The organism is Streptomyces sp. BK239, assembly GCF_004217285.1.
Taxonomy (GTDB): domain Bacteria; phylum Actinomycetota; class Actinomycetes; order Streptomycetales; family Streptomycetaceae; genus Streptomyces.
The window spans coordinates 492,737-517,683 of sequence record NZ_SHKS01000005.1 but is presented as its reverse complement, the minus strand read 5'-3'; the positions used below and the strand labels follow the sequence as shown (position 1 = coordinate 517,683).

26 protein-coding genes are annotated in these 24,947 nt (G+C 71.9%); 11 read left to right on the top strand and 15 right to left on the bottom strand.

What is annotated here, in order from left to right; genetic code table 11:
* Window positions 1-16 precede the first annotated feature (16 nt).
* The gene (locus EV567_RS18760; RefSeq protein ID WP_130441465.1) at window positions 17-2,050 is read right to left on the bottom strand and encodes a thioredoxin domain-containing protein; all 2,034 of its coding nucleotides are present in this window, start codon (window positions 2,048-2,050) and stop codon (window positions 17-19) included.
* A gap of 349 nt (window positions 2,051-2,399) precedes the next feature.
* On the opposite strand from EV567_RS18760, the gene EV567_RS18755 reads away from it, so the two are divergent.
* Window positions 2,400-2,966, top strand: coding sequence for a Uma2 family endonuclease (locus EV567_RS18755; RefSeq protein ID WP_130441463.1), 567 nt, complete (start codon window positions 2,400-2,402; stop codon window positions 2,964-2,966).
* A gap of 224 nt (window positions 2,967-3,190) precedes the next feature.
* On the opposite strand, the gene EV567_RS18750 is transcribed toward EV567_RS18755, so the two are convergent.
* Together EV567_RS18750 and mca are read right to left on the bottom strand one after the other, a co-directional pair.
* On the bottom strand, window positions 3,191-3,448 hold the full coding sequence (locus EV567_RS18750; RefSeq protein WP_165430416.1) for a hypothetical protein: 258 nt from the start codon (window positions 3,446-3,448) through the stop codon (window positions 3,191-3,193).
* A complete protein-coding gene (mca, locus tag EV567_RS18745; protein WP_165430426.1) occupies window positions 3,441-4,301 on the bottom strand; it encodes a mycothiol conjugate amidase Mca in 861 nt (286 codons plus the stop codon). Before mca ends, EV567_RS18750 begins: the two co-directional genes overlap by 8 nt.
* Window positions 4,302-4,470: 169 nt before the next feature.
* On the opposite strand from mca, the gene EV567_RS18740 reads away from it, so the two are divergent.
* Both EV567_RS18740 and greA read left to right on the top strand, forming a co-directional pair.
* Window positions 4,471-4,869: a DUF4307 domain-containing protein gene (locus tag EV567_RS18740; RefSeq protein WP_130441457.1), complete on the top strand. Its 399-nt coding sequence runs from the start codon at window positions 4,471-4,473 to the stop codon at window positions 4,867-4,869.
* A 214-nt stretch (window positions 4,870-5,083) separates the two neighbouring features.
* Window positions 5,084-5,584, top strand: a complete 501-nt coding sequence (greA, locus tag EV567_RS18735; protein WP_130441455.1) for a transcription elongation factor GreA — start codon at window positions 5,084-5,086, stop codon at window positions 5,582-5,584.
* Window positions 5,585-5,643: 59 nt separating this feature from the next.
* On the opposite strand, the gene EV567_RS18730 is transcribed toward greA, so the two are convergent.
* From EV567_RS18730 to ilvA, 3 genes are all read right to left on the bottom strand, one after another.
* Complete coding sequence (locus tag EV567_RS18730) at window positions 5,644-6,501, bottom strand: ABC transporter permease (protein WP_130441453.1); 858 nt, start codon at window positions 6,499-6,501, stop codon at window positions 5,644-5,646.
* Window positions 6,498-7,484: an ATP-binding cassette domain-containing protein gene (locus EV567_RS18725; protein ID WP_130441451.1), complete on the bottom strand. Its 987-nt coding sequence runs from the start codon at window positions 7,482-7,484 to the stop codon at window positions 6,498-6,500. The genes EV567_RS18730 and EV567_RS18725 overlap by 4 nt, the downstream gene beginning before the upstream one ends.
* 165 nt (window positions 7,485-7,649) lie before the next feature.
* Window positions 7,650-8,879 (bottom strand): threonine ammonia-lyase, encoded by a 1,230-nt coding sequence (ilvA, locus tag EV567_RS18720; protein WP_130441449.1) that lies wholly within the window; start codon window positions 8,877-8,879, stop codon window positions 7,650-7,652.
* 170 nt (window positions 8,880-9,049) lie between these two features.
* Between ilvA and EV567_RS18715 the strand changes: the two genes are divergently transcribed.
* From EV567_RS18715 to EV567_RS18705, 3 genes are all read left to right on the top strand, one after another.
* On the top strand, window positions 9,050-9,550 hold the full coding sequence (locus tag EV567_RS18715) for a MarR family winged helix-turn-helix transcriptional regulator (RefSeq protein WP_130441718.1): 501 nt from the start codon (window positions 9,050-9,052) through the stop codon (window positions 9,548-9,550).
* Between the two features lie 146 nt (window positions 9,551-9,696).
* Entirely contained in the window at window positions 9,697-10,197 is a 501-nt protein-coding gene (locus EV567_RS18710) for a sigma factor-like helix-turn-helix DNA-binding protein (protein WP_207228803.1), read from the top strand.
* Between the two features lie 40 nt (window positions 10,198-10,237).
* The gene (locus tag EV567_RS18705) at window positions 10,238-10,486 is read left to right on the top strand and encodes a hypothetical protein (RefSeq protein WP_130441447.1); all 249 of its coding nucleotides are present in this window, start codon (window positions 10,238-10,240) and stop codon (window positions 10,484-10,486) included.
* Between the two features lie 191 nt (window positions 10,487-10,677).
* On the opposite strand, the gene EV567_RS18700 is transcribed toward EV567_RS18705, so the two are convergent.
* Window positions 10,678-11,832: a cystathionine gamma-synthase gene (locus EV567_RS18700; protein WP_130441445.1), complete on the bottom strand. Its 1,155-nt coding sequence runs from the start codon at window positions 11,830-11,832 to the stop codon at window positions 10,678-10,680.
* Between the two features lie 86 nt (window positions 11,833-11,918).
* On the opposite strand from EV567_RS18700, the gene EV567_RS18695 reads away from it, so the two are divergent.
* Window positions 11,919-13,037, top strand: coding sequence for a hypothetical protein (locus tag EV567_RS18695; protein ID WP_130441443.1), 1,119 nt, complete (start codon window positions 11,919-11,921; stop codon window positions 13,035-13,037).
* Between the two features lie 79 nt (window positions 13,038-13,116).
* Here EV567_RS18695 and msrA read toward each other — a convergent pair whose 3' ends face one another.
* Together msrA and EV567_RS18685 are read right to left on the bottom strand one after the other, a co-directional pair.
* On the bottom strand, window positions 13,117-13,629 hold the full coding sequence (gene msrA, locus EV567_RS18690) for a peptide-methionine (S)-S-oxide reductase MsrA (RefSeq protein WP_130441441.1): 513 nt from the start codon (window positions 13,627-13,629) through the stop codon (window positions 13,117-13,119).
* A gap of 146 nt (window positions 13,630-13,775) precedes the next feature.
* Complete coding sequence (locus EV567_RS18685; RefSeq protein WP_130441439.1) at window positions 13,776-14,819, bottom strand: NAD(P)-dependent alcohol dehydrogenase; 1,044 nt, start codon at window positions 14,817-14,819, stop codon at window positions 13,776-13,778.
* A 179-nt stretch (window positions 14,820-14,998) separates the two neighbouring features.
* Here EV567_RS18685 and EV567_RS18680 point away from each other — a divergent pair, with 179 nt between their 5' ends.
* Complete coding sequence (locus tag EV567_RS18680; protein ID WP_130441437.1) at window positions 14,999-15,907, top strand: helix-turn-helix domain-containing protein; 909 nt, start codon at window positions 14,999-15,001, stop codon at window positions 15,905-15,907.
* A 54-nt stretch (window positions 15,908-15,961) separates the two neighbouring features.
* On the opposite strand, the gene EV567_RS18675 is transcribed toward EV567_RS18680, so the two are convergent.
* The 3 genes from EV567_RS18675 to EV567_RS18665 all read right to left on the bottom strand — a co-directional run bounded on the left by EV567_RS18675 (window position 15,962) and on the right by EV567_RS18665 (window position 18,811).
* On the bottom strand, window positions 15,962-16,747 hold the full coding sequence (locus tag EV567_RS18675; protein ID WP_130441435.1) for a group II truncated hemoglobin: 786 nt from the start codon (window positions 16,745-16,747) through the stop codon (window positions 15,962-15,964).
* Window positions 16,748-16,924: 177 nt separating this feature from the next.
* Entirely contained in the window at window positions 16,925-18,187 is a 1,263-nt protein-coding gene (locus tag EV567_RS18670; RefSeq protein WP_207228802.1) for an Ig-like domain-containing protein, read from the bottom strand.
* Window positions 18,188-18,439: 252 nt separating this feature from the next.
* Window positions 18,440-18,811 (bottom strand): hypothetical protein, encoded by a 372-nt coding sequence (locus tag EV567_RS18665; protein ID WP_130441432.1) that lies wholly within the window; start codon window positions 18,809-18,811, stop codon window positions 18,440-18,442.
* 110 nt (window positions 18,812-18,921) lie between these two features.
* Between EV567_RS18665 and EV567_RS18660 the strand changes: the two genes are divergently transcribed.
* Window positions 18,922-19,311 (top strand): LPXTG cell wall anchor domain-containing protein, encoded by a 390-nt coding sequence (locus EV567_RS18660; protein WP_165430415.1) that lies wholly within the window; start codon window positions 18,922-18,924, stop codon window positions 19,309-19,311.
* Window positions 19,312-19,364: 53 nt separating this feature from the next.
* On the top strand, window positions 19,365-20,159 hold the full coding sequence (locus tag EV567_RS18655) for a sensor domain-containing protein (RefSeq protein WP_130441430.1): 795 nt from the start codon (window positions 19,365-19,367) through the stop codon (window positions 20,157-20,159).
* Between the two features lie 67 nt (window positions 20,160-20,226).
* Here the strand turns inward: EV567_RS18655 and hutH are convergent, their stop codons facing one another.
* The 3 genes from hutH to EV567_RS18640 form a co-directional block, all read right to left on the bottom strand.
* Window positions 20,227-21,765: a histidine ammonia-lyase gene (gene hutH / locus EV567_RS18650; RefSeq protein ID WP_130441714.1), complete on the bottom strand. Its 1,539-nt coding sequence runs from the start codon at window positions 21,763-21,765 to the stop codon at window positions 20,227-20,229.
* A 102-nt stretch (window positions 21,766-21,867) separates the two neighbouring features.
* A complete protein-coding gene (locus EV567_RS18645; protein ID WP_130441428.1) occupies window positions 21,868-23,010 on the bottom strand; it encodes a GGDEF domain-containing protein in 1,143 nt (380 codons plus the stop codon).
* Between the two features lie 144 nt (window positions 23,011-23,154).
* A complete protein-coding gene (locus EV567_RS18640; protein ID WP_130441426.1) occupies window positions 23,155-23,955 on the bottom strand; it encodes an enoyl-CoA hydratase/isomerase family protein in 801 nt (266 codons plus the stop codon).
* A 233-nt stretch (window positions 23,956-24,188) separates the two neighbouring features.
* Here EV567_RS18640 and EV567_RS18635 point away from each other — a divergent pair, with 233 nt between their 5' ends.
* Window positions 24,189-24,944 (top strand): hypothetical protein, encoded by a 756-nt coding sequence (locus EV567_RS18635; RefSeq protein WP_242620887.1) that lies wholly within the window; start codon window positions 24,189-24,191, stop codon window positions 24,942-24,944.
* The last annotated feature ends 3 nt before the right edge of the window (window positions 24,945-24,947 follow it).

The window sequence follows — 24,947 nt, the reverse complement described above, 5'->3', positions numbered from 1 at the left end:
CCGGTCACGACACCGCTCACGGCGTGAGCCTGTCCCGCAGGGCGTCCGCGTCCGTCGTCGGCAGCTCGCACACGAACCCCCGGCAGACGTACGCCGTCGCCGCGCCCTCGACGAGCACCCGGTCCGCGAGCAGCGGGAACTCCTCGCTGTCCAGCGCGCCCCGGGCGACCACCGCGCCGGGCGCGGTGCCGAGCAGCGCGGTCCGGTGCAGCTCGTCGGCGGCGGGATCGCTCCCGGCCCGGCCGACCACGGCCACCTCACGCGGCCCGTCGAGCAGCGCCTCCGCCACGGCCAGCCCCCACCCGATGAACCGCGGCACCCGCGGCCCGAGCGCCTTCACGACCCCCAACGCCCGCTCGGCGGCGGTGCGATGGGGCTCGGAGCCGGTGTGCGCCGCGTACGACAGCAGCGCGCCCGCGGCCGCCGACCAGCCGGAGGGCACCGCGTTGTCGGTCGGGTCCTGCGGCCGCCGGATGAGCCGCTCGGCGTCCGCGGCGGTGTCGTACAGCGCCCCCGACTCGGGGTCCACGAAACGGACCAGTACCTGGTCGAGCAGGAAGCCCGCGAACTCCAGCCACACGCCCTCCCCCGTCACGGAGGCCAGTGCGAGGAAGCCCTCCGCCACGTCGGCGTAGTCCTCCAGCACGCCCGCGTTCGCGCCGACGTGCCCGTCCTTGCTGGTGCGGGCCAGCCGGGCCCGGTCGTCGAGGTGCAGCCGTACGAGGAGGTCGGCGGCGGAGACGGCCGCGTCGACGAGGTCGGGGCGGTCGAAGTACGCGCCGGTCTCGGCCAGCGCGGCGATCGCGAGCCCGTTCCAGGCGGCGACGACCTTGTCGTCCCGGCCGGGAGCGGTCCGCGCCGCCCGCGCGGCCGCCAGCCGCTCCTTGACAGAGGCGATCTTCTCGGCGTCGAACACACCGTCCTGCTGCGGGAGTTGCAGGACGGAGGCGCCCTCCTCGAAGGTGCCCGCCTCGGTGACGCCGAAGTACTGTGCGGCCGTCTGCGCGTCCTCGGCGCCGAGGACCTCCGTGAGCTGCTCGGGCGTCCAGACGTAGTACGCGCCCTCGACGTGCCGGCCGGTCCCGTCGTCGCTGTCGGCGTCCAGCGCGGAGGCGAACCCGCCCTCGGCGGTGCGCAGTTCGCGCACCATGAAGTCGGCGGTCTCCAGCGCGACCCGGCGCGCGAGCTCCGAGCCGGTGGCCCGCCACAGGTGCGCGTACACCCGGCACAGCAGCGCGTTGTCGTACAGCATCTTCTCGAAGTGCGGCACGGTCCAGTCCCGGTCGACGGAGTAGCGGGCGAAACCGCCGCCGAGCTGGTCGTAGATCCCGCCGCGGGCCATGCGTTCGCAGGTGTCCCGGGCCATCTGGAGCGCGCCCTCGGCGCCGGTGCGGGCGTGGTGGCGCAGCAGGAACTCGATCACCATGGACGGCGGGAACTTGGGCGCCCCGCCGAACCCGCCGCGCTGCGGGTCGTACTCACGGGTCAGGCCGAGCAGCGCCTGCGACAGCTCCTGTTCACCCGGGGCGACGTCGTCGCCGTAGGCGATCTCCCGGCCCGCCAGGTCCCGCACGATCTTCCCGGCGACCTCGGCGACCTCCTCGCGCCGGTCGGTCCAGGCGTGCCGCACCCCTTCCAGCACCTGCCGGAAGGACGGCATCCCGTGCCGGGGCGCGGGCGGGAAGTAGGTGCCGAAGTAGAAGGGCTCGGCGTCCGGCGTGAGGAACACGGTCATCGGCCAGCCGCCCTGCCCGGTGGCGGCCTGCACGGCCTCCATGTACACGGCGTCGACGTCGGGGCGCTCCTCGCGGTCGACCTTGACGCTGATGAAGTGCTCGTTGAGGTAGTCGGCGGTCGCCTGGTCCTCGAACGACTCGTGCGCCATCACATGGCACCAGTGGCAGCTGGAGTACCCCACGCTGAGCAGCACCGGCACACCCCGCCTGCGCGCCTCCTCGAACGCCTCCGCCGACCAGGGCCACCAGTGGACCGGGTTGTCGGCGTGCTGGAGGAGATAGGGGGAGGTCTCGTGGGCCAGTCGGTTCGCCATGACGTCCATCCTGCCGCAGTACCCCGCCCCCCGTGCGTCAGGCGTTCGTCCGGGGCGGCCGTGGCACGGCGCGGGGGCGTGCCGGGGGCCGCCCCATGGGGCACGGTGTGCGGTGGGGCGGCTCTCAGGGGTCCTCGCGCCCTTGCGGGCGGGTCAGCTGTTCGCCGGGGACGCCTTGCCCTGGGGGCCGTCGCCGGAGGAGGCCGCCCGGCTCGTCCGGGTCGGACTTCTCCTCGAAGGCGCTGTCCAGCCTTTCCCGGCGTTCCCCTGGGCCGGGCGGCTCGACACCTCGAAACAGTAGGCTGGACGCAGCGCTGGACCTGCCGAGGCTCCTCGAAGGAGGTACACCATGACCGCCGAGATGGTGGCGCCCGCGTGGATGCATTCACAGATCAGCGCCGAACAGTACGACTCCTGGTCCGAGGAGCAGTGTGCCGGTATCGAGATCGTGGACGGGATGGTCGTGGTGAGCCCGAGCGCCCCCAAACGGCACAACCGGCTGGCTCGGATCCTGGCCAATGCCCTGGACGCCGCCGCGGGCCCGGACTGGAACGCTGACACGGACTTCGACGTGCGTCTGCAGGACGTTCCGCTCACCAACCGCCGTCCCGACGTCATCGTCTACCGGGCGGAGACCATCGACCTCACGCCTACCCGCCCCGAGCACGTGCTCTTGGTCGTCGAGGTCGTGTCGCCCGGTTCGGAGACCACTGACCGGATCGTGAAGGTGGACCAGTACGCCAAGGTCGGCATCCCCTTCTACTGGCGGGTCGAGCAGGCCGCCACCGGTGTCCCGATCGTCTACACCTACGTCCTCGATCCCGCCACCAAGGCTTACAGGGACGGCGAGATGTTCACAGGCACGGTGAAGGCCACCGCACCTTTCTCCATCACGGTCGATCTTGGGGTCCTGTAAGGACGAAGAGGTCTCGCTCGCGCCATCCGACCGGTAGCGCTCGGACAATCGTTGTTCGCGGGCGGTCGGAACACTCCCCACATACTCCAGCTGCCACCTGTGCCGGCGTCAGGCGTCCGTCGGGGCGGCCGTGGCACGGCGCGGGGGCGTGCCGGGGGCCGCCCCACGGGGCACGGTGTGCGTGTGGGGCGGCTGTCAGGGGTCCTCGCGCCCTTGCGGGCGGGTCAGCTGTTCGCCGGGGACGCCTTGCCCTTGGGGCCGTCGCCGGAGGAGGCCGACGTCCGGTCCTCGGTCTTCTCCTCGAAGTCGACCTTGCCCATGTGCTTGCTCATGGACTTCATCAGGCCCCACACGGCCACGGCCATCACCGCGAAGACGATGAAACCGAGGACGCCGGGGGTGACCTTGTCCTTGTCCACCTCCTTGGCGAGGGTGGCGAACTGCGTCACTGCCAGGCTCACGCTTGCGCTCATGTCAGGCATTGTCGCGGATGCCCGCAAACAGGTCGTCCTCGGGGAGGGAGGTGTCCACCCGCGACTTCGCGAGCTCGTACTCCTCCGTGGGCCAGACCTCCCTCTGGATCTCCATCGGCACCCGGAACCAGCCGCCGTCGGGGTCGATCTGCGTGGCGTGCGCGATCAGCGCCTTGTCGCGGATCTCAAAGAAGTCGGCGCACGGGACATGCGTGGTGAGGGTGCGCTCCTTCCGCCCGAACTCGTCCCAGCGCTTGAGCCACTCCCCGTAGGGGGACTCCAGCCCGCGGTCGAGCATCGCGTGGTGCAGCGCCTCGGTGCGCGGGCGGTTGAAGCCCTGGTTGTAGTAGAGCTTCAGCGGGCGGTACGCCGGGCCGTACTCGTCCTCCGGGTACTTCACGGTGTCCTCGGCGCCCTCGAAGGCGACCATCGAGATCTTGTGGGTCATGATGTGGTCGGGGTGCGGGTAGCCGCCGTTCTCGTCGTAGGTGGTGATCACCTGCGGACGGAAGGAGCGGATCTGCCGCACCAGCTCGCCGGCCGCCCGGTCCACGTCCTCCAGGGCGAAGCAGCCCTCGGGCAGCGGGGGCAGCGGGTCGCCCTCGGGCAGGCCGGAGTCGACGAAGCCGAGCCACTCCTGCTTGACCCCGAGGATCTCGCGGGCCTCGTCCATCTCCTTCTTGCGCACCTCGTGGATGTGCTCCTCGATGTACGTGTCGCCCTGGAGCTTGGGGTTGAGGATGGAGCCGCGCTCCCCTCCCGTGCAGGTCACGACCAGCACGTCCACCCCCTCGGACACGTACTTCGCCATGGTGGCCGCGCCCTTGCTCGACTCGTCGTCGGGGTGCGCGTGGACGGCCATCAGTCGCAGCTGGTCAGTCAAGACTCAATCCTCGAAAAGTCGGCGCCCCCATGGGCCGGGGTGCGGTCAGCGGCTTCTATAGTGACCGAATCGGGAGCTCGATAATTCCGGAGCGGGGCTCCGGTGCCGTTTTCGGGACGTTCGTCCCGCCCCGGCGGAGAGGACGATCATGAGTACGGCGACCACGCGACCGCCCCAGGGTCGTTACGGCCGCTCCTCCGACGAGCGCGCCGACCGCACCCTCAAGCTCGTCGGCGCCGTCCTGGGCGCGGCGCTGCTCGCCCTGCTCGGCTACTTCGCCTACCACTACGTGGGCCAGAACAAGATCAGCGCCGAGGTAATCAGCTTCAAGGCCACCGCGAACTCGGTGCAGGCGCATCTGGAGGTCCGCAAGGACGCGGGCACGAGCGGCTACTGCACGGTCCGCTCGCAGGCCGAGAACGGCGCCGAGGTGGGCCGCGCGGACTTCCGGTTCTCCGGCTCGGACACCCGTATCGACCGCGTGGTCACGCTGCGTACGACGGCGCAGGGCACGACGGCGGAGCTGCTCGGCTGTCACGCGGACTGACCTCACGGTCCCGGCGGCGGCCCTCCGCCCGCCGGGGCGCATGTCTTTCCTCCGCAATACGTACACGGTGACCTGCGCCGACGTAATTCTGGTGGCTTATGTCCTCCCCCTTCGGCCCCTGAATTGTTAGGCTCGTGGTTTCGCCCATCCCTGGAGGAACATGCTTCCGGGCAGGGCGAGCTTTGTATTTCCCAGTACCGACGAGGAGCACCCTGTGACCCAGACCAGCGAGAACGTCACCTGGCTGACCCAGGAGGCGTACAACAAGCTCAAGGACGAGCTTGAGTACCTTACTGGTCCTGCGCGCACGGAGATCGCCGCCAAGATCGCCGCCGCGCGCGAGGAGGGCGACCTGCGCGAGAACGGCGGGTACCACGCGGCCAAGGAGGAGCAGGGCAAGCAGGAGCTCCGAGTGCGCCAGCTGACCCAGCTCCTGGAGAACGCGAAGGTCGGCGAGGCTCCGGCGTCCGCGGACGGCGCGGTGGCCCCCGGCATGGTCGTGACGATCGCCTTCGACGGTGACGAGGACGACACCCTGGACTTCCTGCTGGCCTCGCGCGAGTACGCGAGCGCCGACATCGAGACCTACTCGCCGCAGTCCCCGCTGGGGGCCGGCGTCATCGGTCACAAGGTCGGCGAGGACGCGGAGTACGAGCTGCCGAACGGCAAGACCGCCTCCGTGCGCATCCTCAAGGCCGTGCCCTACAACGGCTGACACATCCCTGATCTCTGCCCGATGCCCCCCGGCGCCCCTGTGGCGCCGGGGGGCATCGCTCATGCGGTGGCCGAGCGGTACTTGCGCACCGCCAGTGTGCGGAACACGAGGACGATCAGGACCGAGTAGATCAGCGAGGCCCAGACCGGGTGCTGCATGGGCCAGGCGTCGGACGGTGACTGGCCAGGGTTGGCGAAGAGGACCCGGCAGGCCTGGACGGTGGCGCTGAAGGGGTTCCACTCGGCGATATGGCGCAGCCAGGGCGTCATGTTGCTGGTGTCCACGAACGCGTTGGAGATGAAGGTGACCGGGAAGAGCCAGATCAGCCCTCCGGAGGTGGCCGCCTCGGGGGTGCGCACACTGAGGCCGATCAGGGCGCCGATCCAGGTGAACGCGTAACCGAGCAGGAGCAGCAGCCCGAAGGCGGCCAGGATCCGGCCGGCGTTCGTGCTGCCGTCGGAGCCGGGGCGCCAGCCGACCAGGAGGGCGACGACGGCGAGGACGAGCAGGGTGAGCGCCGTCTGCACCAGGTCGGCGAGGGTGCGGCCGGTGAGGACCGCGCCGCGCGCCATGGGCAGGGAGCGGAAGCGGTCGATGAGGCCCTTGTGCATGTCGTCGGCGATGCCCGCGCCGGCTCCGGCGGTGGCGAAGGTGACGGTCTGGGCGAAGATCCCCGCCATGAGGAAGTTCTTGTAGTCGGTGGCGCTGGTGCTGCCGCCGATCTGCATGGACCCGCCGAAGACGTAAGTGAACAGCACCACGAACATGATGGGCTGAATGAGCCCGAAAATGACCATCTCCGGAATTCTGGACATTCTGATCAAGTTGCGTTTTGCAACGACCAGCGAGTCCCGGACGGCCTGCCCTCGCGGGCGGTTCGGCGCCGCGGCGGGGGCGGCCTGGACGGCGGCGCTCATTTCGCTTCCTCCTTGGCGTGGTGGCCCGTCTCGCCGTTCTTCGACTCGGCGACATGTCCGGTCAGGGACAGGAACACGTCGTCGAGGGTGGGGCGGCGCAGGCCGACGTCGTCCATCTCGATGCCGCGGGCGTCCAGTTCGCGGATCACCTCGGCGAGGAGCTTCGCGCCGCCGGTGACGGGCACGGTGAGCTTGCGGGTGTGCTCCTCGACGGCGGTCTCGCCCTTGCCGAAGCCGGCCAGCACCTCGGCGGCGGCGGGGATGTGCTCGCGGTCGTGGACCACGACCTCCACGCGCTCGCCCCCGGTGCGGGCCTTGAGCTCGTCGGAGGTGCCGCGGGCGATCACCTTGCCGTGGTCGACGACCGCGATGTCGTGCGCGAGGTGGTCGGCCTCCTCCAGGTACTGCGTGGTCAGCAGCAGTGTGGTGCCGTCGGAGACGAGACGCTTGATCACGTCCCACAGGAGCTGGCGGTTGCGCGGGTCCAGGCCGGTCGTCGGCTCGTCCATGAACATCACGGGCGGTGAGACGACCAGCGCGGCGGCCAGGTCGAGGCGGCGGCGCATGCCTCCGGAGTAGGTCTTGGTGGTGCGGTCGGCGGCGTCGGCCAGGTCGAACTGGTCGAGCAGCTCCGCGGCCCGGGCCTTCGCGTCCGCGGTCCGCATCTGGTAGAGCTGGCCGACCATCTGGAGGTTCTCGCGGCCGGTGAGGTATTCGTCGACCGCGGCGAACTGGCCGGACAGGCCGATCGAGCGCCGGACCGCGTCGGGGTGCTTCAGCACGTCCAGCCCGGCGACCACGGCGCGGCCGCTGTCCGGGCGCAGGAGTGTGGTCAGGCAGCGGACCGTGGTGGTCTTTCCCGCACCGTTCGGCCCGAGCAGGCCGAGGACCGTGCCCTCCGGGACGTCGAGATCGACGCCGTCCAGAGCCTTGACGTCACCGAAGGTCTTCACCAGTCCTTCGGCATGGATGGCGCCTGGCATATGAGTCTCCTGAGTCTCCGCGTCGTCGGGGATCGTCGTAGGGATGTCGTCGGGGGCGATCGGTCGGTCGGGCCATGTGACACACACCATAACGCGATGTATCGCGTCTCTCAATGGACTTACCCGAACGAGTGAAGGAGCGGTGATCAACTCGTCGGCGACCGGTCAGTCGATGACCGTGTAGCCGGCTTCGCGCAAAGCCCGGCCGACCTCGACGCAGTGCGCCGGCCCCTTCGTCTCCAGATGCAGCTCGACCTCCGCCTCCGAGAGCCCGAGCCGGGGATCGGTCCGCACATGGCTCACATCCAGGACGTTAGCGTCCACCACTGACAACGCCCCCAGCAGTGTGGCCAGAGCCCCCGGCCGGTCCGTCAGACGCAGGCGAACGGCCAGGTAGCGGCCCTGCGCGGCCATGCCGTGCCGCAGGACGCGCTGCATCAGCACCGGGTCGACGTTGCCCCCGGACAGCACCGCGACGACCGGGCCCTCGAACGCGCCGGGCTCGCTCAGCAGCGCCGCGACCGGGCTCGCCCCGGCCGGTTCGACGACCAGCTTCGCCCGCTCCAGACAGAGCAGCAGCGCCGTGGACAGCTCGCCCTCCGAGACGGTGCGCACCTCGTCCACGAGATCGCCGACGATCCCGAACGGCACGTCACCGGGGCGGCCCACCTTGATGCCGTCGGCCATCGTCGCCGGATTGCTCAGCGACACCGGACGCCCGGCCGCCAGCGAGGGCGGATACGCCGCCGCGCCCTCCGCCTGCACGCCCACCAGCCGCACGTCCGGCCGCATCGCCTTCACCGCGACCGCGATGCCCGCCGCCAGCCCCCCGCCGCCGATCCCGACGACGATCGTGCGGACCTGCGGGCACTGCTCCAGGATCTCCAGGCCGACCGTGCCCTGACCGGCGATGACGTCCGCGTGGTCGAAGGGGTGGATGAACACCGCGCCGGTCTCGGCCGCGTACTCCTGCGCCGCCGCCAGCGTCTCGTCGACGACCTGGCCGTGCAGCCGCACCTCGGCGCCGTACTCCCGCGTCGCGCTGACCTTCGGCAGCGGGGCGCCCTGCGGCATGAACACCGTCGACCGCACGCCCAGCAGCGACGACGCCAGGGCCACACCCTGCGCGTGGTTGCCGGCGCTCGCGGCGACCACCCCGGCCGCGCGCTCCTCCGGCAGCAGACCCGCTATGCGCACATACGCGCCGCGCAGCTTGAACGACCCCGTCCGCTGGAGGTTCTCGCACTTCAGGTGCACCGGCGCACCGACGAGCTGGGACAGGTGCCGGCTGCCCTCCATCGCGGTCGTCCGCGCCACGCCCGAGAGCATCTTCTGCGCGCCGCGCACATCGTCGAGGGTGACGGGCCGCGAGGAGTCAGCCGTGCCGTAGCTCATGACTCCAGCATCGCAGTTCACAAGCGGGAACAACCGCTGTGACCAACCACCGAGACCGGTTTCCTCAGCGCCGGTACGGCCCCCCTTCCGGCCGCGTACCCTGTCCCCCAACCCAGCACCCCTTTTCATGAAGCGAGCCCCCGGCCATGCCCACAACACCTGAAATGTCGATGGACATGACGACCGTCGGTGACACCGGTCTTCTCGACACGCTGCAGCACGAGGTCGCGGTGTTCGCGCGCCGTGCCGAACAGACCCGGCTCGGCGGCGCGGGGCAGGTGCGCAACTCCATGGACCGCGCCGCGTACCTGCTGCTGAACCGTCTCGACAACGAAGGCCCGATGGGCGTCAAGGCGCTCGCGGCGAGCATGGGCATCGACTCCTCGACCGTCACCCGGCAGGTGGCTCCCCTCGTCGACACCGGGCTGGTCAAGCGGACCTCGCACCCGGAGGACGGCCGGGCCGTGGTGCTGCAGCTGTCCCCGCGCGGGATGTCGCGGCTGGAGGAAGTGCGCTCCTCCAGACGCAGGTTGATGGCGGAACTGACCCAGGACTGGGAGCCGGAGGAGCGCGAGTCCTTCTGCACGCTCCTGACGCGCTTCAACGGCGCGCTCTCCGCGCGCATGGCCGCTCAGGGGCTCCCCGGCGCGGAGCCGGCGCCCGCCTCCTGAGCCTCCTGCGAGGTCCCCTCGAGGGGATCCCGCGCGTGCGTGGCTCTTGACCGAAACCCCGCCCCTGGCCCTATATGAGACCGGGTCCCCGTACGCACACCGCCGGGGCCCGTTCCCAGGGGGTCGCCGACGGGCCGGAGGGCGCGGTGAGAGCACGTGACGAGGCGCGGGCGGCCCGCCGGGCCAGTGAGTTCCAGGCGTTCGTCGCCGGCGCGGGCGGACGGCTGCTGCACACCGCCACCCTGCTCACGGCGGAGGCGCCGGACGACAACCCGCGCGCGCGGCGTCTGCTGACGCTGGCCCTCGCGCACACGTACGCGTGCTGGGACCGGCTGCGCGGCGAGGACCCGTACGACCGGGCCCGCCAGTACCTGGCCACCCGCTTCGCCCGCAGCGCCTGGCATCGCCACGGCGGCCCGCCCCCCACCGGAGCGCTGGCCCTGCTCACGCCCCAGGAGCGCCTGATCCTGGTGCTGCGGCTGTACGAGGGCGTCGGGGAGGAGCAGGTCGCGGCTCTCCTCGGCCTTCCCCAGGAGCGCGTCCACGCCCTGTGCGACCGGGCGACGGCGACCCTGCTGCACCCCCCGCGCCCGCCCGCCGCGAACCCGGCGGCGTCCGGCACGGCGGCCAGGACGGCGACGCCGTGAGGACGCCGGACGCGGACGCCGACGGGCCGGGGAGGCTCGTGTGAACCGGCCGGAACGGGAGGCCGCCGTACGGCGGATCATGGAGCGGACGGTGACGCGCGTGCCCCCGGGACTCCACGAGGACGTCGTACGCCGCGGCGACCGCCTGCTGCGCCGCCGTGCGCTCGCCCGGCGGCTGCTGTGGCTGACGCTGCTGGCCGTGGCCCTGGCGTTCACCGTCTGGGCGGTCACGGTCCAGCCCTGGGTGGAGCCGCCGTCGGAGACGACCCCACCCCTGACGGACTGGTAAGGCTGCGGCAGCCCTTAGGGCGTGTTGCGAAAGTATCGCCTGCCCTGCGACGCCTGGCACGCGCGCTCGCTGCGTCGTCGGGGTCGCCCTCGTACACCCAGTACGAGGGCGACCCTCCGCCTTGCGATCGCACGCACCAGACGCCGCTGGGCCCGCCCTCCGGGCGGACGACGCTACTTTCGCAACACGCCCTAGCCGAGGGCCTGCTGGAGGTCGTCCAGGAGGTCGTCGACGTTCTCGATGCCCACGGACAGGCGCACCAGGTCGGCCGGGACCTCCAGGGCCGAGCCGGCCGCGGACGCGTGCGTCATGCGCCCGGGGTGCTCGATCAGGGACTCCACGCCGCCGAGGGACTCGCCGAGCGTGAACACCTTGGCGCGGTTGCAGACCTCGACGGCCGCCTCCTCGCCGCCCTCGACCTGGAACGACACCATGCCGCCGAAGGCCCGCATCTGCTTGGCGGCGACCTCGTGGCCCGGGTGGTCCGGCAGGCCCGGATAGAGGACGCGCGTCACGCGCGCGTGCCGGGTCAGCATGTCGGCGATCTTGGTGGCGTTCTCGCTGTGCCGGTCCATGCGCACCGACAGCGTCTTGGTGCCGCGCAGCACCAGCCAGGAGTCGAAGGGCCCGGCGACCGCGCCCATCGCGTTCTGGTGGAACGCCAGTTCCTCGCCGAGCTCCCGGTCGCTCACGATCAGCGCGCCGCCCACCACGTCGGAGTGCCCGCCCATGTACTTGGTGAGCGAGTGCACGACGACGTCCGCGCCGAGCGCCAGCGGCTGCTGGAGGTAGGGGGTGGCGAAGGTGTTGTCGACGACGAGCCGCGCGCCCGCGTCCCGCGCGACCTGCGCGAGGGCGGCGATGTCGGTGATGCCGAGCAGCGGGTTGGAGGGGGTCTCCACCCACACGGCCTTCGTCTTCGGGGTGATCGCGGCGCGCACGGCGGCCGGGTCGCTGGTGTCGGCCACCGACCACTCCACGCCCCACCGGGAGACGACCTTCGCGAACAGCCGGAACGTGCCGCCGTATGCGTCGTTGGGGATGACCACGTGGTCGCCGGGCCGCAGCAGCGTACGCAACAGGCAGTCCTCGGCCGCCAGTCCGGAAGCGAACGCGAGACCCCGGACGCCGCCCTCCAGGGCGGCGAGGTTCTCCTCGAGGGCGGTCCTGGTCGGGTTGGCGCTGCGGCTGTACTCGTAGCCGCCGCGCAGACCGCCGACGCCGTCCTGCTTGTAGGTCGAGACCTGGTAGATCGGCGGGACGACCGCGCCGGTCAGGGGATCGGCGGTGTTGCCCGCGTGGATCGCGAGGGTCTCGAAATGCTGACTGATGTGCCTGTCGCTCATGGGTCCCGAGAGTAATGCGCCGAAGCGGCGGGCGCTCGACCCGACCGGGTTGGCCAATTGTCAGAGGCTTCTGGAACCCTTGAGCCATGGAGATTCTCTGGGTCCTGATGGCGCTGGTCGTGCTCGGCTTCGTCCTGCTCCCGTTCCTGCGGCGCCGGCGGGGCGGGATAGAGCTGGTCCCGGCGGGCCACCCGGACGCCGCGGACCCGGCGAACTACGGCTTCGTCCGCGAGGAGGAGCTCGACATCCGCATGCCCGGCCCCGACCAGGACCTGCTGGACGTCCTGGCCGTGGTGCAGCGCACGCAGGACTACCGGGCGGCACAGCAGTTGCTGGCGGGGACCGAGACGGAGGGCGAGCTGCGCTGGCAGCGCGTGCAGGCCTTCGCGGGCGCCGCGGCGCTGGAGCTGCAGCAGCGGCCGGGCGGCGTCTCGGAGACCCCGGGCGGGCAGTGGCTGCGGGTGTGGCGGACCGAGGAGCCCAAGGACGCGGGCGGCGCGGCGGTGCACGCCGAGTTCCTGGTGCAGCAGGCGTGGCGGACGTCGACGCCGGGCACGGACGACTTCCGGATCATCATGGAGGAGGCCCATGACGCCTGCGGTCAGGCGGCGTTGCTGGCCCCCGGAGACCCGATCCCGTACATCGTCGAGCTGTCGGTGGCGCGCGGGCTGGACTACTCGCAGCCGGAGTTCGAGCGGCTCTGGCTGAAGATCCTGGACCGCGCGCCCGCGCACATGGGGGCGCATCTGGCGGCCCTGCACTACTGGTGCGAGAAGTGGCACGGTTCGCGCGAGGAGGCGACGTCCTTCGCGGAGGCGGCCGCGGCCCGCGCGCCCGGGGGTTCGCTGCTCGCCGCGATGCCCTTGTTCGCGGTGTTCGAGCACCTGCCCGAGGTGAACCTGGTGAGCGGCTTCTACCAGAGCGAGGTGGTGCGCAAGGCGGTCCACGGCGCGCTGTTCGCCGTCCAGTCGGCCCGCCCCGACGATCCGATGGCGGCGCATGTGCGCCATCTGCTGGTGTTCTTCCTGGTGCGTTCCGAGCGCTGGTCGGAGGCCATGAACCAGCTGATACACGTCGACGGCCATGTGGGCGCGCTGCCGTGGACGCTGTCCGCGGACCCGGCGGCGGAGTTCGCCGTGTACCGGGCCCTGGCGGTGGCGGGTTACGAGGCGAACGGCGGCAGCCCGGCGTCGCTGCCGCACTGAGCGGGCGCCGGCCGGGCGGCCCCGCGGTCGCGCCTCACGGTCGCGCCTCGCGGCCGGACCCGGCGGTCCGGCCCCGGGGTCAGCCCTCCGTGCGGGCGGGGAGCCGCCATCCCGGGCGCGGGAAGTGGCAGGTGTACCCGTCGGGGTAGCGCTGGAGGTAGTCCTGGTGCTCGGGTTCGGCCTCCCAGAACGGGCCGACCGGCTCCACCTCGGTGACGACCTTGCCGGGCCACAGTCCAGAGGCGTCGACGTCCGCGATGGTGTCCTCGGCGATCCGCTTCTGCTCGTCGTCGACGTAGTAGATCGCCGAGCGGTAGCTGAGGCCGATGTCGTTGCCCTGGCGGTTCTTCGTGCTCGGGTCGTGGATCTGGAAGAAGAACTCCAGGAGCGCCCGGTAGTCGGTCTTCTCGGGGTCGAAGAGGATCTCGATGGCCTCCGCGTGCGTGCCGTGATTGCGGTACGTCGCGTTCGGCACGTCGCCTCCGGTGTAGCCGACCCGCGTGGCCGTCACCCCCGGGAGCCGGCGGATCAGTTCCTCCATGCCCCAGAAGCATCCGCCCGCAAGCACGGCCCTCTGCGTCTGCACAGCCATCACGGCTCCTCCCACGTCGGTCGGCCCGGTTCTCCGGGCTCACCGTGGACAACACACGCGGCCTCCCGGCGATTCCGTGGTCCGGGCGCACACGCCGAGCCCCGGCGCGGGGCCGGGGCTCGGTGCGGTTCGCGGGCGGGGCCGGATCAGATGGTGGCCGTGTCGATGACGAAGCGGTAGCGGACGTCGCTGGCGAGGACGCGCTCGTAGGCGTCGTTGATCTCGGAGGCGCTGATCAGCTCGATCTCCGCGCCGAAGCCGTGCTCGGCGCAGAAGTCGAGCATCTCCTGGGTCTCCTGGATGCCGCCGATGCCCGATCCGGCGAGGGTCTTGCGACCGCCGATCACCGAGAACAGGTTGAGCGCGACGGGCTCCTCGGGGGCGCCGACGTTCACGAAGGCGCCGTCGGTCCGCAGCAGGGACAGGTAGGCGTCCAGGTTCAGCGGGGCGGAGACGGTGGAGAGGATGACGTCGAAGGTGCCGGCCAGCTTCTTGAAGGTCTCCGGGTCGCTGGTGGCGTAGTAGTGGTCGGCGCCGAGCCGCAGGCCGTCGTCCTTCTTGCGCAGCGACTGGGAGAGCACCGTCACCTCGGCGCCGAGCGCGTGCGCGATCTTGACGCCCATGTGGCCGAGGCCGCCCATGCCGAGCACGGCGACCTTCTTGCCTGGTCCGGCGTTCCAGTGCTTGAGCGGCGAGTACGTGGTGATGCCGGCGCAGAGCAGCGGGGCGGCCACGTCGAGCGCGAGGCCGTCGGGGACGCGGACGACGTAGTTCTCGTCGACGACGATCTTCTGCGAGTAGCCGCCGTAGGTGGGCTCGCCGTCCTTGCCGACGGCGTTGTACGTGCCGACCATGCCGCCGCCGGTGCAGTACTGCTCCAGGCCGGCCTTGCAGTTCTCGCACTCGCGGCAGGAGTCGACCATGCAGCCCACGCCCACCCGGTCGCCGACGGCGAACTTCGTCACGCCGGGGCCGACCTCGGAGACCACGCCGGCTATCTCGTGGCCGGGGACCATCGGGAAGATGGCCTCGCCCCAGCCTTCCCGGGCCTGGTGGATGTCGGAGTGGCAGATGCCGGCGAACTTGATGTCGATCAGGACGTCGAACTCGCCGACCTCGCGGCGCTCGATCGTCGTGCGCTCCAGCGGAGCCTTGGCGGAGGGGGCCGCGTAGGCGGCGACGGTGGTCATGCCGGGGATCTCCTAGCAGTGGTTCGGGACACGGCGTCCGGCCTGTCGTTCGGGCCGGGCACGGCGTCCAGCCTGCCCGAAGGCGCGCGGCTCACCCAGGCCTCACCTGTGCCTACGTTCGGTGTGCGTACCACTGGCGGGGTCAGGATCGGGGGCGTACGACCGTGAATACTGGGTGTATGGACGAACAGAGCGAAGCCGCCGCACAGGAGTCCGGCGGGCGGCTGGACCGGCGGGCCGAGCTCAGCGAGTTCCTGCGCACCCGGCGCGCCCGGCTGAAGCCCGAGGACGTCGGGCTGCCCGACTTCGGACGCCGCCGGGTGCCGGGGTTGCGGCGCGAGGAGCTGGCGCAGCTGGCCGGGATGTCGGTGGCGTACTACACGCGGCTGGAGCAGGGCAACGGGCGGAACGTGTCCGCGGAGGTGCTGGGCTCCATCGCCCGCGCGCTGCGGCTGTCCGACGCTGAGCACGCCCACCTCACGCATCTCGCCAAGCCCAAGCAGCACAAGAAGAAGCCGGCGGCGCGCAGCCAGCAGGTGCGGGCGTCGCTGTGGCAGTTGCTGGACCGGATGGACGGGGTGCCCGCGTACGTGGTGGGGCGGAACACGCAGATCCTCGCGTGGAACCGGATGGCGGCGGCCGTCTTCGGCGACTGGGGTGAACTCCCGGCCGGGGAGCGGAACTGGGCCCGGCTGGTGTTCCTGCGGCCCGCCTACCGGGAGCTGTTCGTCGACTGGGAGCAGAAGGCGATCGACATCGTGTGCGCCTTGCGCATGGACGCCGGGTGCCACCCGGACGATCCCCGACTGTCGGCGCTGGTGGGCGAGTTGTCGGTGAAGAGCGAGGACTTCCGGCGGCTGTGGGCGACGCACGACGTGAAGGACAAGAGCTTCGGCGTGAAGCGGTTCCGGCATCCGCTGGTGGGCGAACTGTCCCTGAACTTCGAGGGGTTCCGGCTGATGGGGGACGGGGAGCAGTCGCTGGTGACGTATCACGCGGAGCCCGGCTCGCCCTCGGCGGACGGGCTGCGGCTGCTGGCCAGCTGGGGCGCTGACGCGGCTGCTCCGCGGGCCGGGACCGGGGCCTGAGGGGCCGCCCTGAGCGAGGCGCCCCGCGCCGGCGGGGTCCCGGGCCCAGGCGCGTCAGCCCTGGTACGGCGGGGCCGCGCCCCAGCCCCACTTCGGCACCGGCTGCTCGGCCGGCGGTTTGGCGTCCGGCCCCGAGAAGTACACGGCCAGGCGCGTGCCCCACTCGACGTACGCCAGGAACGCCGAGCGGAACTCCGCGTCCGTGGGGAGGCCCGCCTCGTCCGCCGCGTCCTGGATCAGGTTCACCCAGCGGCGCCGCTGGGGCTCGGTGATGTCACGGCCGAAGTGCTTGGCGACCATGTGGCTGTGGCCGCCCTGCGTCGCGGAGTAGGTCTGCGGGCCGCCGAAGACCTCCGCCAGCCAGAGGGCGACGTGCTCGGCGTGCTCGGGGGCCAGGCCCGCGAAGACGGGGGCGAGGAGGTCGTCGTCGAGCACCTTGGCGTAGAAGGCCTCCGTCAGGCGGGTGAAGGCCTCCGCGCCGCCCGCCCACGCGTACAGGGTGGGTTCGGCGGAGCCCCGGCCGCGCACCGAGGTGGGCTTGTAGTGCCGCATCTCCTCGATGTGCCCGACGTACGGGCGGATCTCGGCGAGGAAGGCGGGGAACAGATCCGAGGTGCGGAAGCCTTCGAGGTGGTCCGCCGTGGACGTCCAGGTGATGCGCAGCACGAAGTGAGCGAAGTCCTCCTCGCAGCGCGCGAGTTCGTAGTCGACGCAGTGGGGGGAGGCAGCGAGGAGGGGGGCGGCGCGGTGGTAGGCGGCGAGGAAGTCGGCGGAGCGTTCCTCGGGAATGCGGTACCGGATGTACTCGATGACCTTGCTGGCTGTCTCTGCTGCCGTCATGGGCCTACGCAAGCACGAACGGCCGCTGGAGGCTCGTCTTCCGGCGGGGCGTTCGCTCAGCGCTCAGCGAACGCGGCGGGCGGAGCGCTCGGGGGCTGCGGAGGCGGCCGCGCATACACCGATGCCGCCCCCGGGAAGGGGGCGGCATCGGGGGAGGCGTGGCTCAGCGCGGGCGGCTCAGGCGGCCGAACCCGCCTTCCACTGGGCCCAGTCCATGTTCCAGCCGTTGAGGCCGTTGTCCGGGGAGACCGTCTTGTCGCCGGTGTTCTGGACCACGACGACGTCGCCGACCATGGAGTTGTTGTAGAACCAGGCGCCGGGCGTGCTGCTGTCGTTGGCGCCCTTGGCGTCGGAGAGGCCGACGCAGCCGTGGCTCGTGTTCACCGAGCCGAAGATGGACTTCGCGCCCCAGTAGTTGCCGTGCACGAAGGTGCCCGAGGTGGTCAGGCGCATGGCGTGCGGCACGTCCTTGATGTCGTACTCGCCCTTGCCGTCGTCGTCGGTGAAGCCGACCGACGCGCCGTTCATCCGGGTCTCCTTGAACTTCTCGGAGATCACCATCTGGCCCTCGTACGTCTTGTTCTCGGGCGAGCCGGCGGAGATCGGGATGGTGCGCACGGTCTTGCCGTTCCGCGTGACCTTCATCTGCTTGGTCTTCGCGTCGACGTAGGTGACCTGGTTGCGGCCGATCTTGAAGGTGACCGTCTTCTGCTGGACGCCGTAGACGCCCTTGGCGCCCTGGACGCCGTCGAGCGCGAGCTTCAGCGTGACGGTGGAGTTCTCCTTCCAGTACTCGTCCGGCCGGCAGTCCATGCGGGTGGTGCTGAACCAGTGGCAGGCGATCTCCTGGCCGCCGGTGGAGTTGACCGTGATGCCCTTCTGGACGGCGGCCTTGTCGGTGATCTCCTTGTTGAAGTTGATCGACACCGGCATGCCCACGCCGACGGTGGAGCCGTCCTCCGGCGTGAAGTTGGCTATGAAGCTGTTGGCCGGGGAGACCGTGGTGAAGGACGCGTTCTCGTGGGCCTCGCGGCCGTCGGAGTCCTTCGCGGTCGCCGCGAGCTTGTACGTGGTCGAACGCTCCAGCTGCCCGCTCGGCTTCCAGCTGGTCTTGTCGGCGGACAGTTCGCCCTTCACGGCGGTGCCGTCGGCGGCGGTCATCGTCACCGTGGTGAGCGTGCCCTTGCTCACCGTGACGGTCGCCGACTTGTTGATGGAGGCGTTGTTGGAGCCGTCCGCAGGCGTGATCTTGATCTGGGCCTCGGATGCCTTCTCGGCCGCCGCCTCGTCGGCTTTCGCCTGCGAGGAACTGCCCTTGTCGTCCGAGGCGCTGCTGTCGCCGCTCGAACACGCAGAGAGCACCAGAACACCGCCGAGCAGTGCGGACGCGGTCGCCAGACCCCTGCGCCGCCTACTGTTCGTCATCACACGCTTCTCCATCGTTGCCGATTCCCGTTAACCCCGTGAGTCCCCGTCGAGAGTCCTCGTCAAGGGCTTCAACGCTACGACCGGTTCCCCCCGTTCCACTTCCGTGGAATGTGTGGGCCACACCACGTCCACTCGGTGGTGCGGGCCGCCTCGCGGCGGAAGGTCCGCCGGCATTCGTGGTGCGGATGTCGGTCAGCGCGCCCCTTGAGACGAGGAAACCCCGGGCGGCGGTTGCCGCCCGGGGCCACGAGTTTCCCAAGACGCTCAGCCGATGCGCGAATCGCCGCCGCCATCGCCGCCGTCGCCCTCGCCGTCGGGGCCGTCGCCGAACTCGTCGTCGAGGTCCCAGTCGGGCGCGTCGGGGTCGTGGGCGACGGGTTCGCTGGACCAGGAGGCCTGTTGGAGTTCCACTCCGGGGACGTCGCCGACCAGGTCGAAGGGGTCGACGAGGTAGGCGAGGGCCTCGGCGGTGTCCTCCCGCACGGTGCTCTCGGCGTGCGCGCGCTCGCTCTGCGGCATCTCGGGATCCTCGGCGACCCGTCGCAGTGCGGCCTCCGTCACCGCGTCCGCATCGTCGATTTCCAGCACAAGTTCCACACGAAGCCGGACATATCGTGACGTCTCTTCAGTGTTCATGCACCGGAGCGTACGGCTCCGCCCTCCCGCAACTTTCCCGCGACCCGCGCCTTTCACTAGCATCGGCCCACACGGCCAATTCGCCAGCGCCACAAGGGGATCGATATTCCGTGTCATCCGCTCGCCGTCCGTTGCTGACCGCCACCGCCGCGGGGACCCTGTTGGGCGCCCTGTGGTTCGTCCCGAACGCCAACGCGACGCCGGACGACCAGGCGAGAACGGCAGTGACGACACACGCCATCACGCAGGCACGGGCCGTCTCGGCGACGTCCCACACGTCGGCCGCGTCTCACGCCTCCAACGCGTCCGACACGACCGCCGGCAACGCCGCCGCCGCATCCGACACGACCTCGGACGTCGCCACGACCGCCGACGGCGCCCGCCTCGCCGACACCGGCAGCTTCGACACCACGCCCTACGTGATCGGCGGGACCGCCCTGCTCGCCCTGGGGGCGGCTTTCGTGGCGTACTCGGTGCGGCGGGAGCGGCTCGGCTTCTGAGTCGCTTTTGGATCGACTTGACGCTTACATGACCCAACGTTCATAGTCCGCCCATGAAGAGATCATCGGGGGCGCGGCTGTGCGCCGTGACCGTCGCGGGCGCGCTGTCGCTCGCCCTCATCACGGGCTGTTCTGACGACGGTTCGAAGAAGGACGACGCGAAGGGGGCCGCGGGGTCCGCCGCGAGCACTCCCGCGTCGTCGGCGCCGGCCGCGAAGGGCCTGGCCAAGGCCGAGCTGGAGAAGCTGCTGCTGACGCAGGGTGAGGTCAAGGGCTACAAGGTGGATTCGGGGGACGCCACCCTGCCCAAGTCCAAGAGCGTCGTGAAGGTCGACAAGGCGGAGTGCGCGCCGCTGGCCTATGCCATGGCCGCGCTGCCGCCGGGTGAGACGAACGCCGGTGCGAGCAACACGGTGGCAGAGGACAAGGCGCAGAGCCCCTCCGCCTCGAAGGACGCTCTCAGCAGCCTCGAGGACGCGTTCGACATCGCCACGACCTTCGTGGGTCTCTCCTCCTACGACGGCGACGGCGCGCAGAAGGCGTTCAGGGCGGTGTCCGACGGCATCGCCGCCTGCTCCGGCGGGTTCGGCATCACCGCCGACGGCGAGAAGCAGAAGATCACCAAGGTCACCGTCGGGAAGGCGTCCGCCACCGCCGACGAGTCCACGGCGTTCACCGCCGTGGCCGACATGGACGGTGAGGGCACGGCGAAGTTCAACGTGGAGGTGGCGCGCAAGGGCGGCGTCGTCGCCACGTTCTACGCGATCAACTTCAGCGCGATGTCGAAGGGCGGGGAGTCCAAGGTCCCGGCCCCGGTGATCCAGGCGCAGGTCGCCAAGCTGAAGTAGTTCCTCTCACGCATCGGGGCCCTGCCGGCGGACGCACCCGGCAGGGCCCCAGTCGTTTCCGCGCCGGCTACCGCAGCGGCCCCGTGACCGTCTCCACCGCCGCGACGAGCCGTCCGCCGCGCACGAAGGCGTCCGCAGCCGCGAGGTCGGGGGCGAGGAACCGGTCCGGGCCCGGGCCCTGGACGCCCGCCGCGCGCACCGCGTCGACGACCGCCCGCGTGGCCGGCGCGGGGGTGAGTCCCTCGCGCAGTTCGACGGCGCGGGTGGCGGCGTAGAGCTCGACGGCGATGACGCGCGCGAGGTTGTCGACGGCCGTGCGCAGTTTGCGGGCGGCCGACCAGCCCATGGAGACGTGGTCCTCCTGCATCGCGGAGGACGGGATGGAGTCGGCGGACGCCGGTACGGCGAGCCGCTTCATCTCGCTGACCAGGGCGGCCTGCGTGTACTGGGCGATCATCAGCCCGGAGTCGACGCCTGCGTCGTCGGCGAGGAACGGCGGCAGGCCGTGGCTGCGGTTCTTGTCCAGCAGCCGGTCGGTACGGCGCTCGGCGATGGAGGCGAGGTCGGCGGCGGCGATGGCGAGGAAGTCGAGGACGTAGGCCACGGGCGCGCCGTGGAAGTTGCCGTTGGACTCCACGCGCCCGTCCGGGAGCACGACGGGGTTGTCGACGGCCGAGGCGAGTTCCCGCTCGGCGACCAGGCGGGCGTGCGCCATGGTGTCGCGTCCGGCGCCGGCGACCTGGGGCGCGCAGCGCACCGAGTAGGCGTCCTGGACGCGGGGCGCGTCGTCCTGGTGGTGCCCGGTGAGCTCCGAACCCTTCAGGACGGCCAGCATGTTGGCGGCGCTGGCGCCCTGGCCCGGGTGCGGGCGGATGGCGTGCAGCTCGGGCGCGAGGACCTTGTCGGTGCCGAGCAGGGCCTCGAGGCTGAGCGCGGCGGTGACGTCGGCGGACTTGTAGAGGGTGTCCAGGTCGTCCAGGGCCATGATCAGCATGCCGAGCATGCCGTCGGTGCCGTTGAGGAGGGCGAGCCCCTCCTTCTCGCGCAGTTCGACGGGGGCGATGCCGTGCGCGGCGAGGAGTTCGCCGGCGGGGCGGACGACGCCGTCCGCGTCCTCGGCGTCGCCCTCGCCCATGAGCGTCAGGGCGCAGTGCGAGAGCGGGGCGAGGTCGCCGGAGCAGCCGAGGGAGCCGTACTCGTGGACGACGGGGGTGATGCCGGCGTTCAGCAGGTCGGCCATGGCCTGCGCGACCTCGGGCCGTACGCCGGTGTGCCCGGAGCAGACGGTCTTGAGTCGCAGGAACATCAGGGCCCGCACCACCTCGCGCTCCACGCGCGGCCCCATGCCGGCGGCGTGCGAGCGGACGATGTTGCGCTGGAGCTGTGCGCGCAGCTCCTGGCTGATGTGCCGGGTGGCGAGGGCGCCGAAACCGGTGGAGACGCCGTAGACGGGCTCGGGCTTGGCCGCCAGGGCGTCCACGATCCCGCGTGCCGCGGCGAGGGCGGCGACCGCCTCCTCGGACAGCTCGACCCGCGCGCCGCCCCGCGCCACGGCGAGCACGTCGGACGCGGTGACGCCGGACGTCCCCACCACCACAGTATGCATATCCATATTCAGGAGCGTACGCAGTGAAGACGAGGATGTCACCAGGCGGTCGCCGTGCTCCTCGCCGCCGGTCGCAGCGACCGGCGGCGGCGACCGACCGCGTCACGGCCGCCCGCGGAAGCTGCGGCGTTCGGCGGCCGGGCCGCGCGGCGGCTCGTCGGCGAGGCGTACGACGGGATCGTCGGGCCCCTCCCGGCCCGCGACGACCGGGCGGGAGGCACGGACGGCCTTCGCCCGGTACTGGGCGGCGTCCGCGAGCCGGAACAGGCGGCGGGCGGAGCGCACGGGGCCGATCGGGTCGCCGGTGGAGGCGACGCCGCAGGCCACGCCCTCCCCCAGCTCCAGTTCGGCGGCCCGCCGGCACAGCTCGCCCGCGACCTTCACCACGTCGTCGGCGGACGGACCGACCGCCAGCAGGCAGAACTCGTCCCCGCCGAGCCGTGCGGCGATCGCCCCGGGCAGCATCGCCCCGCACAGCGACAGCACCGAGCCGAACCGCTCCAGCAGTCGGTCGCCGGCGGCGTGCCCGAGGGTGTCGTTGACCCGCTTGAGCCCGTTGAGGTCGCAGACCGCGAGGCTGACGACGTCCCCGCCGGCCCGGTGCCGCTCGACGGCCTCCTCCAGCCGTACGTCGACCGCGCGGCGGTTGGCCAGGCCGGTGAGGGCGTCGGTGAAGGCGAGCCGGCGGGCCTCCTCCAGCCGCTCGGTCTGCGCGATCCCGGCGGCGACCACGGCGGCCAGGACGGTGGCGAAGTCGGCGTCCGCACGCTCGAAGGCGGGAGCCCCGGCAGGCCGGGCCACGTACAGCTCGCCCCAGGCGAGGCCGTGCAGCACGATCGGCGCGACGACGCACGAGCCCCGGCCCCGGCGGCGCAGGGCGGCGACCCGCTGGTGGCAGTACCCGGGCCGGCCGGCGGCGGCGCCCTCGGCCGTCTCCACCCAGGCGTTGGGCTCGCCGCCGGACACCCAGCGTTCGTGCAGGAACTCGGTGATCTCCGGGAACTGGTGCACCGGGTAGGCCTCGCCCTCCGGGAACTCCTCCTCGTCCGGGGCCAGCTCCCCCACGTTCACGAGGACGCGCAGCCGTCCGAGGTCCCGCTCCCACACCGACAGGGCGGCGAACCCGCCGGACAGCGCCCGGCACGCGCCGAGCGCCGCCGCCCGCCACGACTGCCTGGGCGACCGTGCGGCGGCCATCCCCTGAGCGAGCGCCACCACAGCCGCGAGCCGTCCGTCATCACCCATCACCCCAGGCTAGGGACATTCCCCACCAAACGCCGCACCCAGCCCCGGCGGCCAGGGCCTGCCCGGCGGATCGTGCCGCCGACGCGGGGCTCGGCACCGGCAGCGGCCCCCGCTTCCCTGTGGCCTGCCGGTGCCGGACAGGCCCTACTCCCCCGGCCACCGCGGCGTGCGCTTCTCGTTGAACGCCGCCACCCCCTCCGCGCGGTCACCGGAGAACGCCACCGCGCGCCACGCCGCGTCCTCCACCTCCAGCCCAGCCCGCAGATCCAGCCCCTGCCCCAGCCGCAACGCCCGCTTGGCCGCCCGCAGCCCCACCGGCGAGTTCGCCCCGATCCGGGCCGCCAGCGCCAGCGCCTCCTCGCGGTCCCGCCCCGCCTCCACCAGGACGTCCACCAGCCCGAGCTCACTCGCCTCGGCCGCCTCCACCCGCCGCGCCGTGAAGATCAGCTCGGCCGCCCGGGCCGCCCCCACCCGCCGGGGCAGCAACTGCGTCCCCCCGCCTCCCGGGATCACCCCGACCGACACCTCCGGCAGCCCCACCACGGCCGTACGGTCGGCCACGATCACGTCGCACGCCAACGCCAGCTCGAACCCGCCCCCCAGCGCGAACCCGTGCACCGCCGCCACCGTCGGCACGGGCAGCTCCAGCACTCCGGTGTACGCGCCCCGCGCCACCGGCCGCTGCCGGACCAGCTCCGCGTCGGTCAGCGAGTTCCGCTCCTTCAGGTCGGCCCCGACGCAGAAGGCCCGCTCGTGCGTCGAGGTCACCACGACCACCCGTACGTCCCGGTCCCCGCCCAGCGCCGCGCAGGCCGCGCCGATGGAGCGGGCCATCTCGCTCGACACTGCGTTCATGGCCTTCGGCCGGTCGAGGGCCAGCTCCGCGACGTGCCCGTCCTCGTGCCGCCGCACCAGCACGAACTCCCCGAACCGTTCCTCGCTCATGACACCCTCCGGTTAACGCGGGTTAACAACTCCAGCTCGCCCGATCATCGCAGCCGCGCCCCGCCGGGGAAAGGGCCGGCCGCGTCCGACGCCGCCCGTCACCCCGCTCTCGTCGACGGCCGGTTACCCGTTCGGGTGACATCCCGCCCGACTCTCCCCACACCGCCCACGGGAGCGCATAACGTGCGTGCGCCACGGCGCATCGGGGGCGCACAGACGGGGGAGGCAACGCGATGGCGACGACACCGGTGAAGACGCACACCGGAACGTACGGAAGACCGTACGAACGGCGGACGGCGACCGGGACCGGCACCGGCACCGGCACCGGCACCACAACCGGAACGGCGGAGAGGACGGCTGAGCCGGTGGAGCACGTCCGCCTCTGGCCCCCGCGGGGCCGGGGCCGGCACCGCCGCCCCAGGCCCCGCAAGGTCCTGCTCGTCGCCGGCGGTCTCGCTCTCGCCGCCGGCGCGCTGAGCCTCGTCCGGCTGACGCCCGACTCGCCCGTGCCCGGCATCGGCACGGCGGAGGCCGAACCGCGCCTGGAGCCCACCGCGGAGTCGACGGACGCGCCGCCCACGGCGACCCCCTCCGTCCCGCAGGCGCACCCGACGGCCCCGGCGCCCATGGGCGGCGGACCCTCCGCGACCCCGGCCCCCGGCACGAGCCCCGCCGCCACCGGGTCCGCCGCCCCGGCCCTCACCCGGGGCGCCCCCTACGCGTCCTCGCTTCCGACGACGGCCCCGATGCGCCCCGGACCGACCGGGGCCGCAGCGGACACCGCCCCGGAGACGCCGGAGACACCCGAAGCGCCAGAGGCGCAGGAGCCCGCGGAACGGCCGGAGCCACCCCGGTCGACGGCCGACCCGGAGCCGCCCACGCCCGCACCCGCGCCCGGCACGGCGGCCCCCGTGCCGCAGCGGCCGGACCGCCACGGGCTGTGCGTACCGGTCATCGGCCTCTGCGTGGACCCGCTCCAGGGCCGGTAGCCG

Coding starts and splice junctions, on each gene's coding strand:
- EV567_RS18670 (WP_207228802.1), bottom strand. CDS start 18,187: ATGGAGAAGCGTGTGATGACGAACAGTAGGCGGCGCAGGGGTCTGGCG.
- EV567_RS18700 (WP_130441445.1), bottom strand. CDS start 11,832: ATGAGCGACAGGCACATCAGTCAGCATTTCGAGACCCTCGCGATCCAC.
- EV567_RS18695 (WP_130441443.1), top strand. CDS start 11,919: ATGGAGATTCTCTGGGTCCTGATGGCGCTGGTCGTGCTCGGCTTCGTC.
- EV567_RS18645 (WP_130441428.1), bottom strand. CDS start 23,010: ATGGGTGATGACGGACGGCTCGCGGCTGTGGTGGCGCTCGCTCAGGGG.
- EV567_RS18675 (WP_130441435.1), bottom strand. CDS start 16,747: ATGACGGCAGCAGAGACAGCCAGCAAGGTCATCGAGTACATCCGGTAC.
- EV567_RS18750 (WP_165430416.1), bottom strand. CDS start 3,448: ATGCCTGACATGAGCGCAAGCGTGAGCCTGGCAGTGACGCAGTTCGCC.
- EV567_RS18685 (WP_130441439.1), bottom strand. CDS start 14,819: ATGACCACCGTCGCCGCCTACGCGGCCCCCTCCGCCAAGGCTCCGCTG.
- EV567_RS18725 (WP_130441451.1), bottom strand. CDS start 7,484: ATGCCAGGCGCCATCCATGCCGAAGGACTGGTGAAGACCTTCGGTGAC.
- EV567_RS18755 (WP_130441463.1), top strand. CDS start 2,400: ATGACCGCCGAGATGGTGGCGCCCGCGTGGATGCATTCACAGATCAGC.
- EV567_RS18635 (WP_242620887.1), top strand. CDS start 24,189: ATGGCGACGACACCGGTGAAGACGCACACCGGAACGTACGGAAGACCG.
- msrA (WP_130441441.1), bottom strand. CDS start 13,629: ATGGCTGTGCAGACGCAGAGGGCCGTGCTTGCGGGCGGATGCTTCTGG.
- mca (WP_165430426.1), bottom strand. CDS start 4,301: ATGGCCGTCCACGCGCACCCCGACGACGAGTCGAGCAAGGGCGCGGCC.
- EV567_RS18760 (WP_130441465.1), bottom strand. CDS start 2,050: ATGGCGAACCGACTGGCCCACGAGACCTCCCCCTATCTCCTCCAGCAC.
- EV567_RS18740 (WP_130441457.1), top strand. CDS start 4,471: ATGAGTACGGCGACCACGCGACCGCCCCAGGGTCGTTACGGCCGCTCC.
- hutH (WP_130441714.1), bottom strand. CDS start 21,765: ATGCATACTGTGGTGGTGGGGACGTCCGGCGTCACCGCGTCCGACGTG.
- EV567_RS18680 (WP_130441437.1), top strand. CDS start 14,999: ATGGACGAACAGAGCGAAGCCGCCGCACAGGAGTCCGGCGGGCGGCTG.
- ilvA (WP_130441449.1), bottom strand. CDS start 8,879: ATGAGCTACGGCACGGCTGACTCCTCGCGGCCCGTCACCCTCGACGAT.
- EV567_RS18715 (WP_130441718.1), top strand. CDS start 9,050: ATGGACATGACGACCGTCGGTGACACCGGTCTTCTCGACACGCTGCAG.
- EV567_RS18655 (WP_130441430.1), top strand. CDS start 19,365: ATGAAGAGATCATCGGGGGCGCGGCTGTGCGCCGTGACCGTCGCGGGC.
- EV567_RS18640 (WP_130441426.1), bottom strand. CDS start 23,955: ATGAGCGAGGAACGGTTCGGGGAGTTCGTGCTGGTGCGGCGGCACGAG.
- EV567_RS18730 (WP_130441453.1), bottom strand. CDS start 6,501: ATGAGCGCCGCCGTCCAGGCCGCCCCCGCCGCGGCGCCGAACCGCCCG.
- EV567_RS18665 (WP_130441432.1), bottom strand. CDS start 18,811: ATGAACACTGAAGAGACGTCACGATATGTCCGGCTTCGTGTGGAACTT.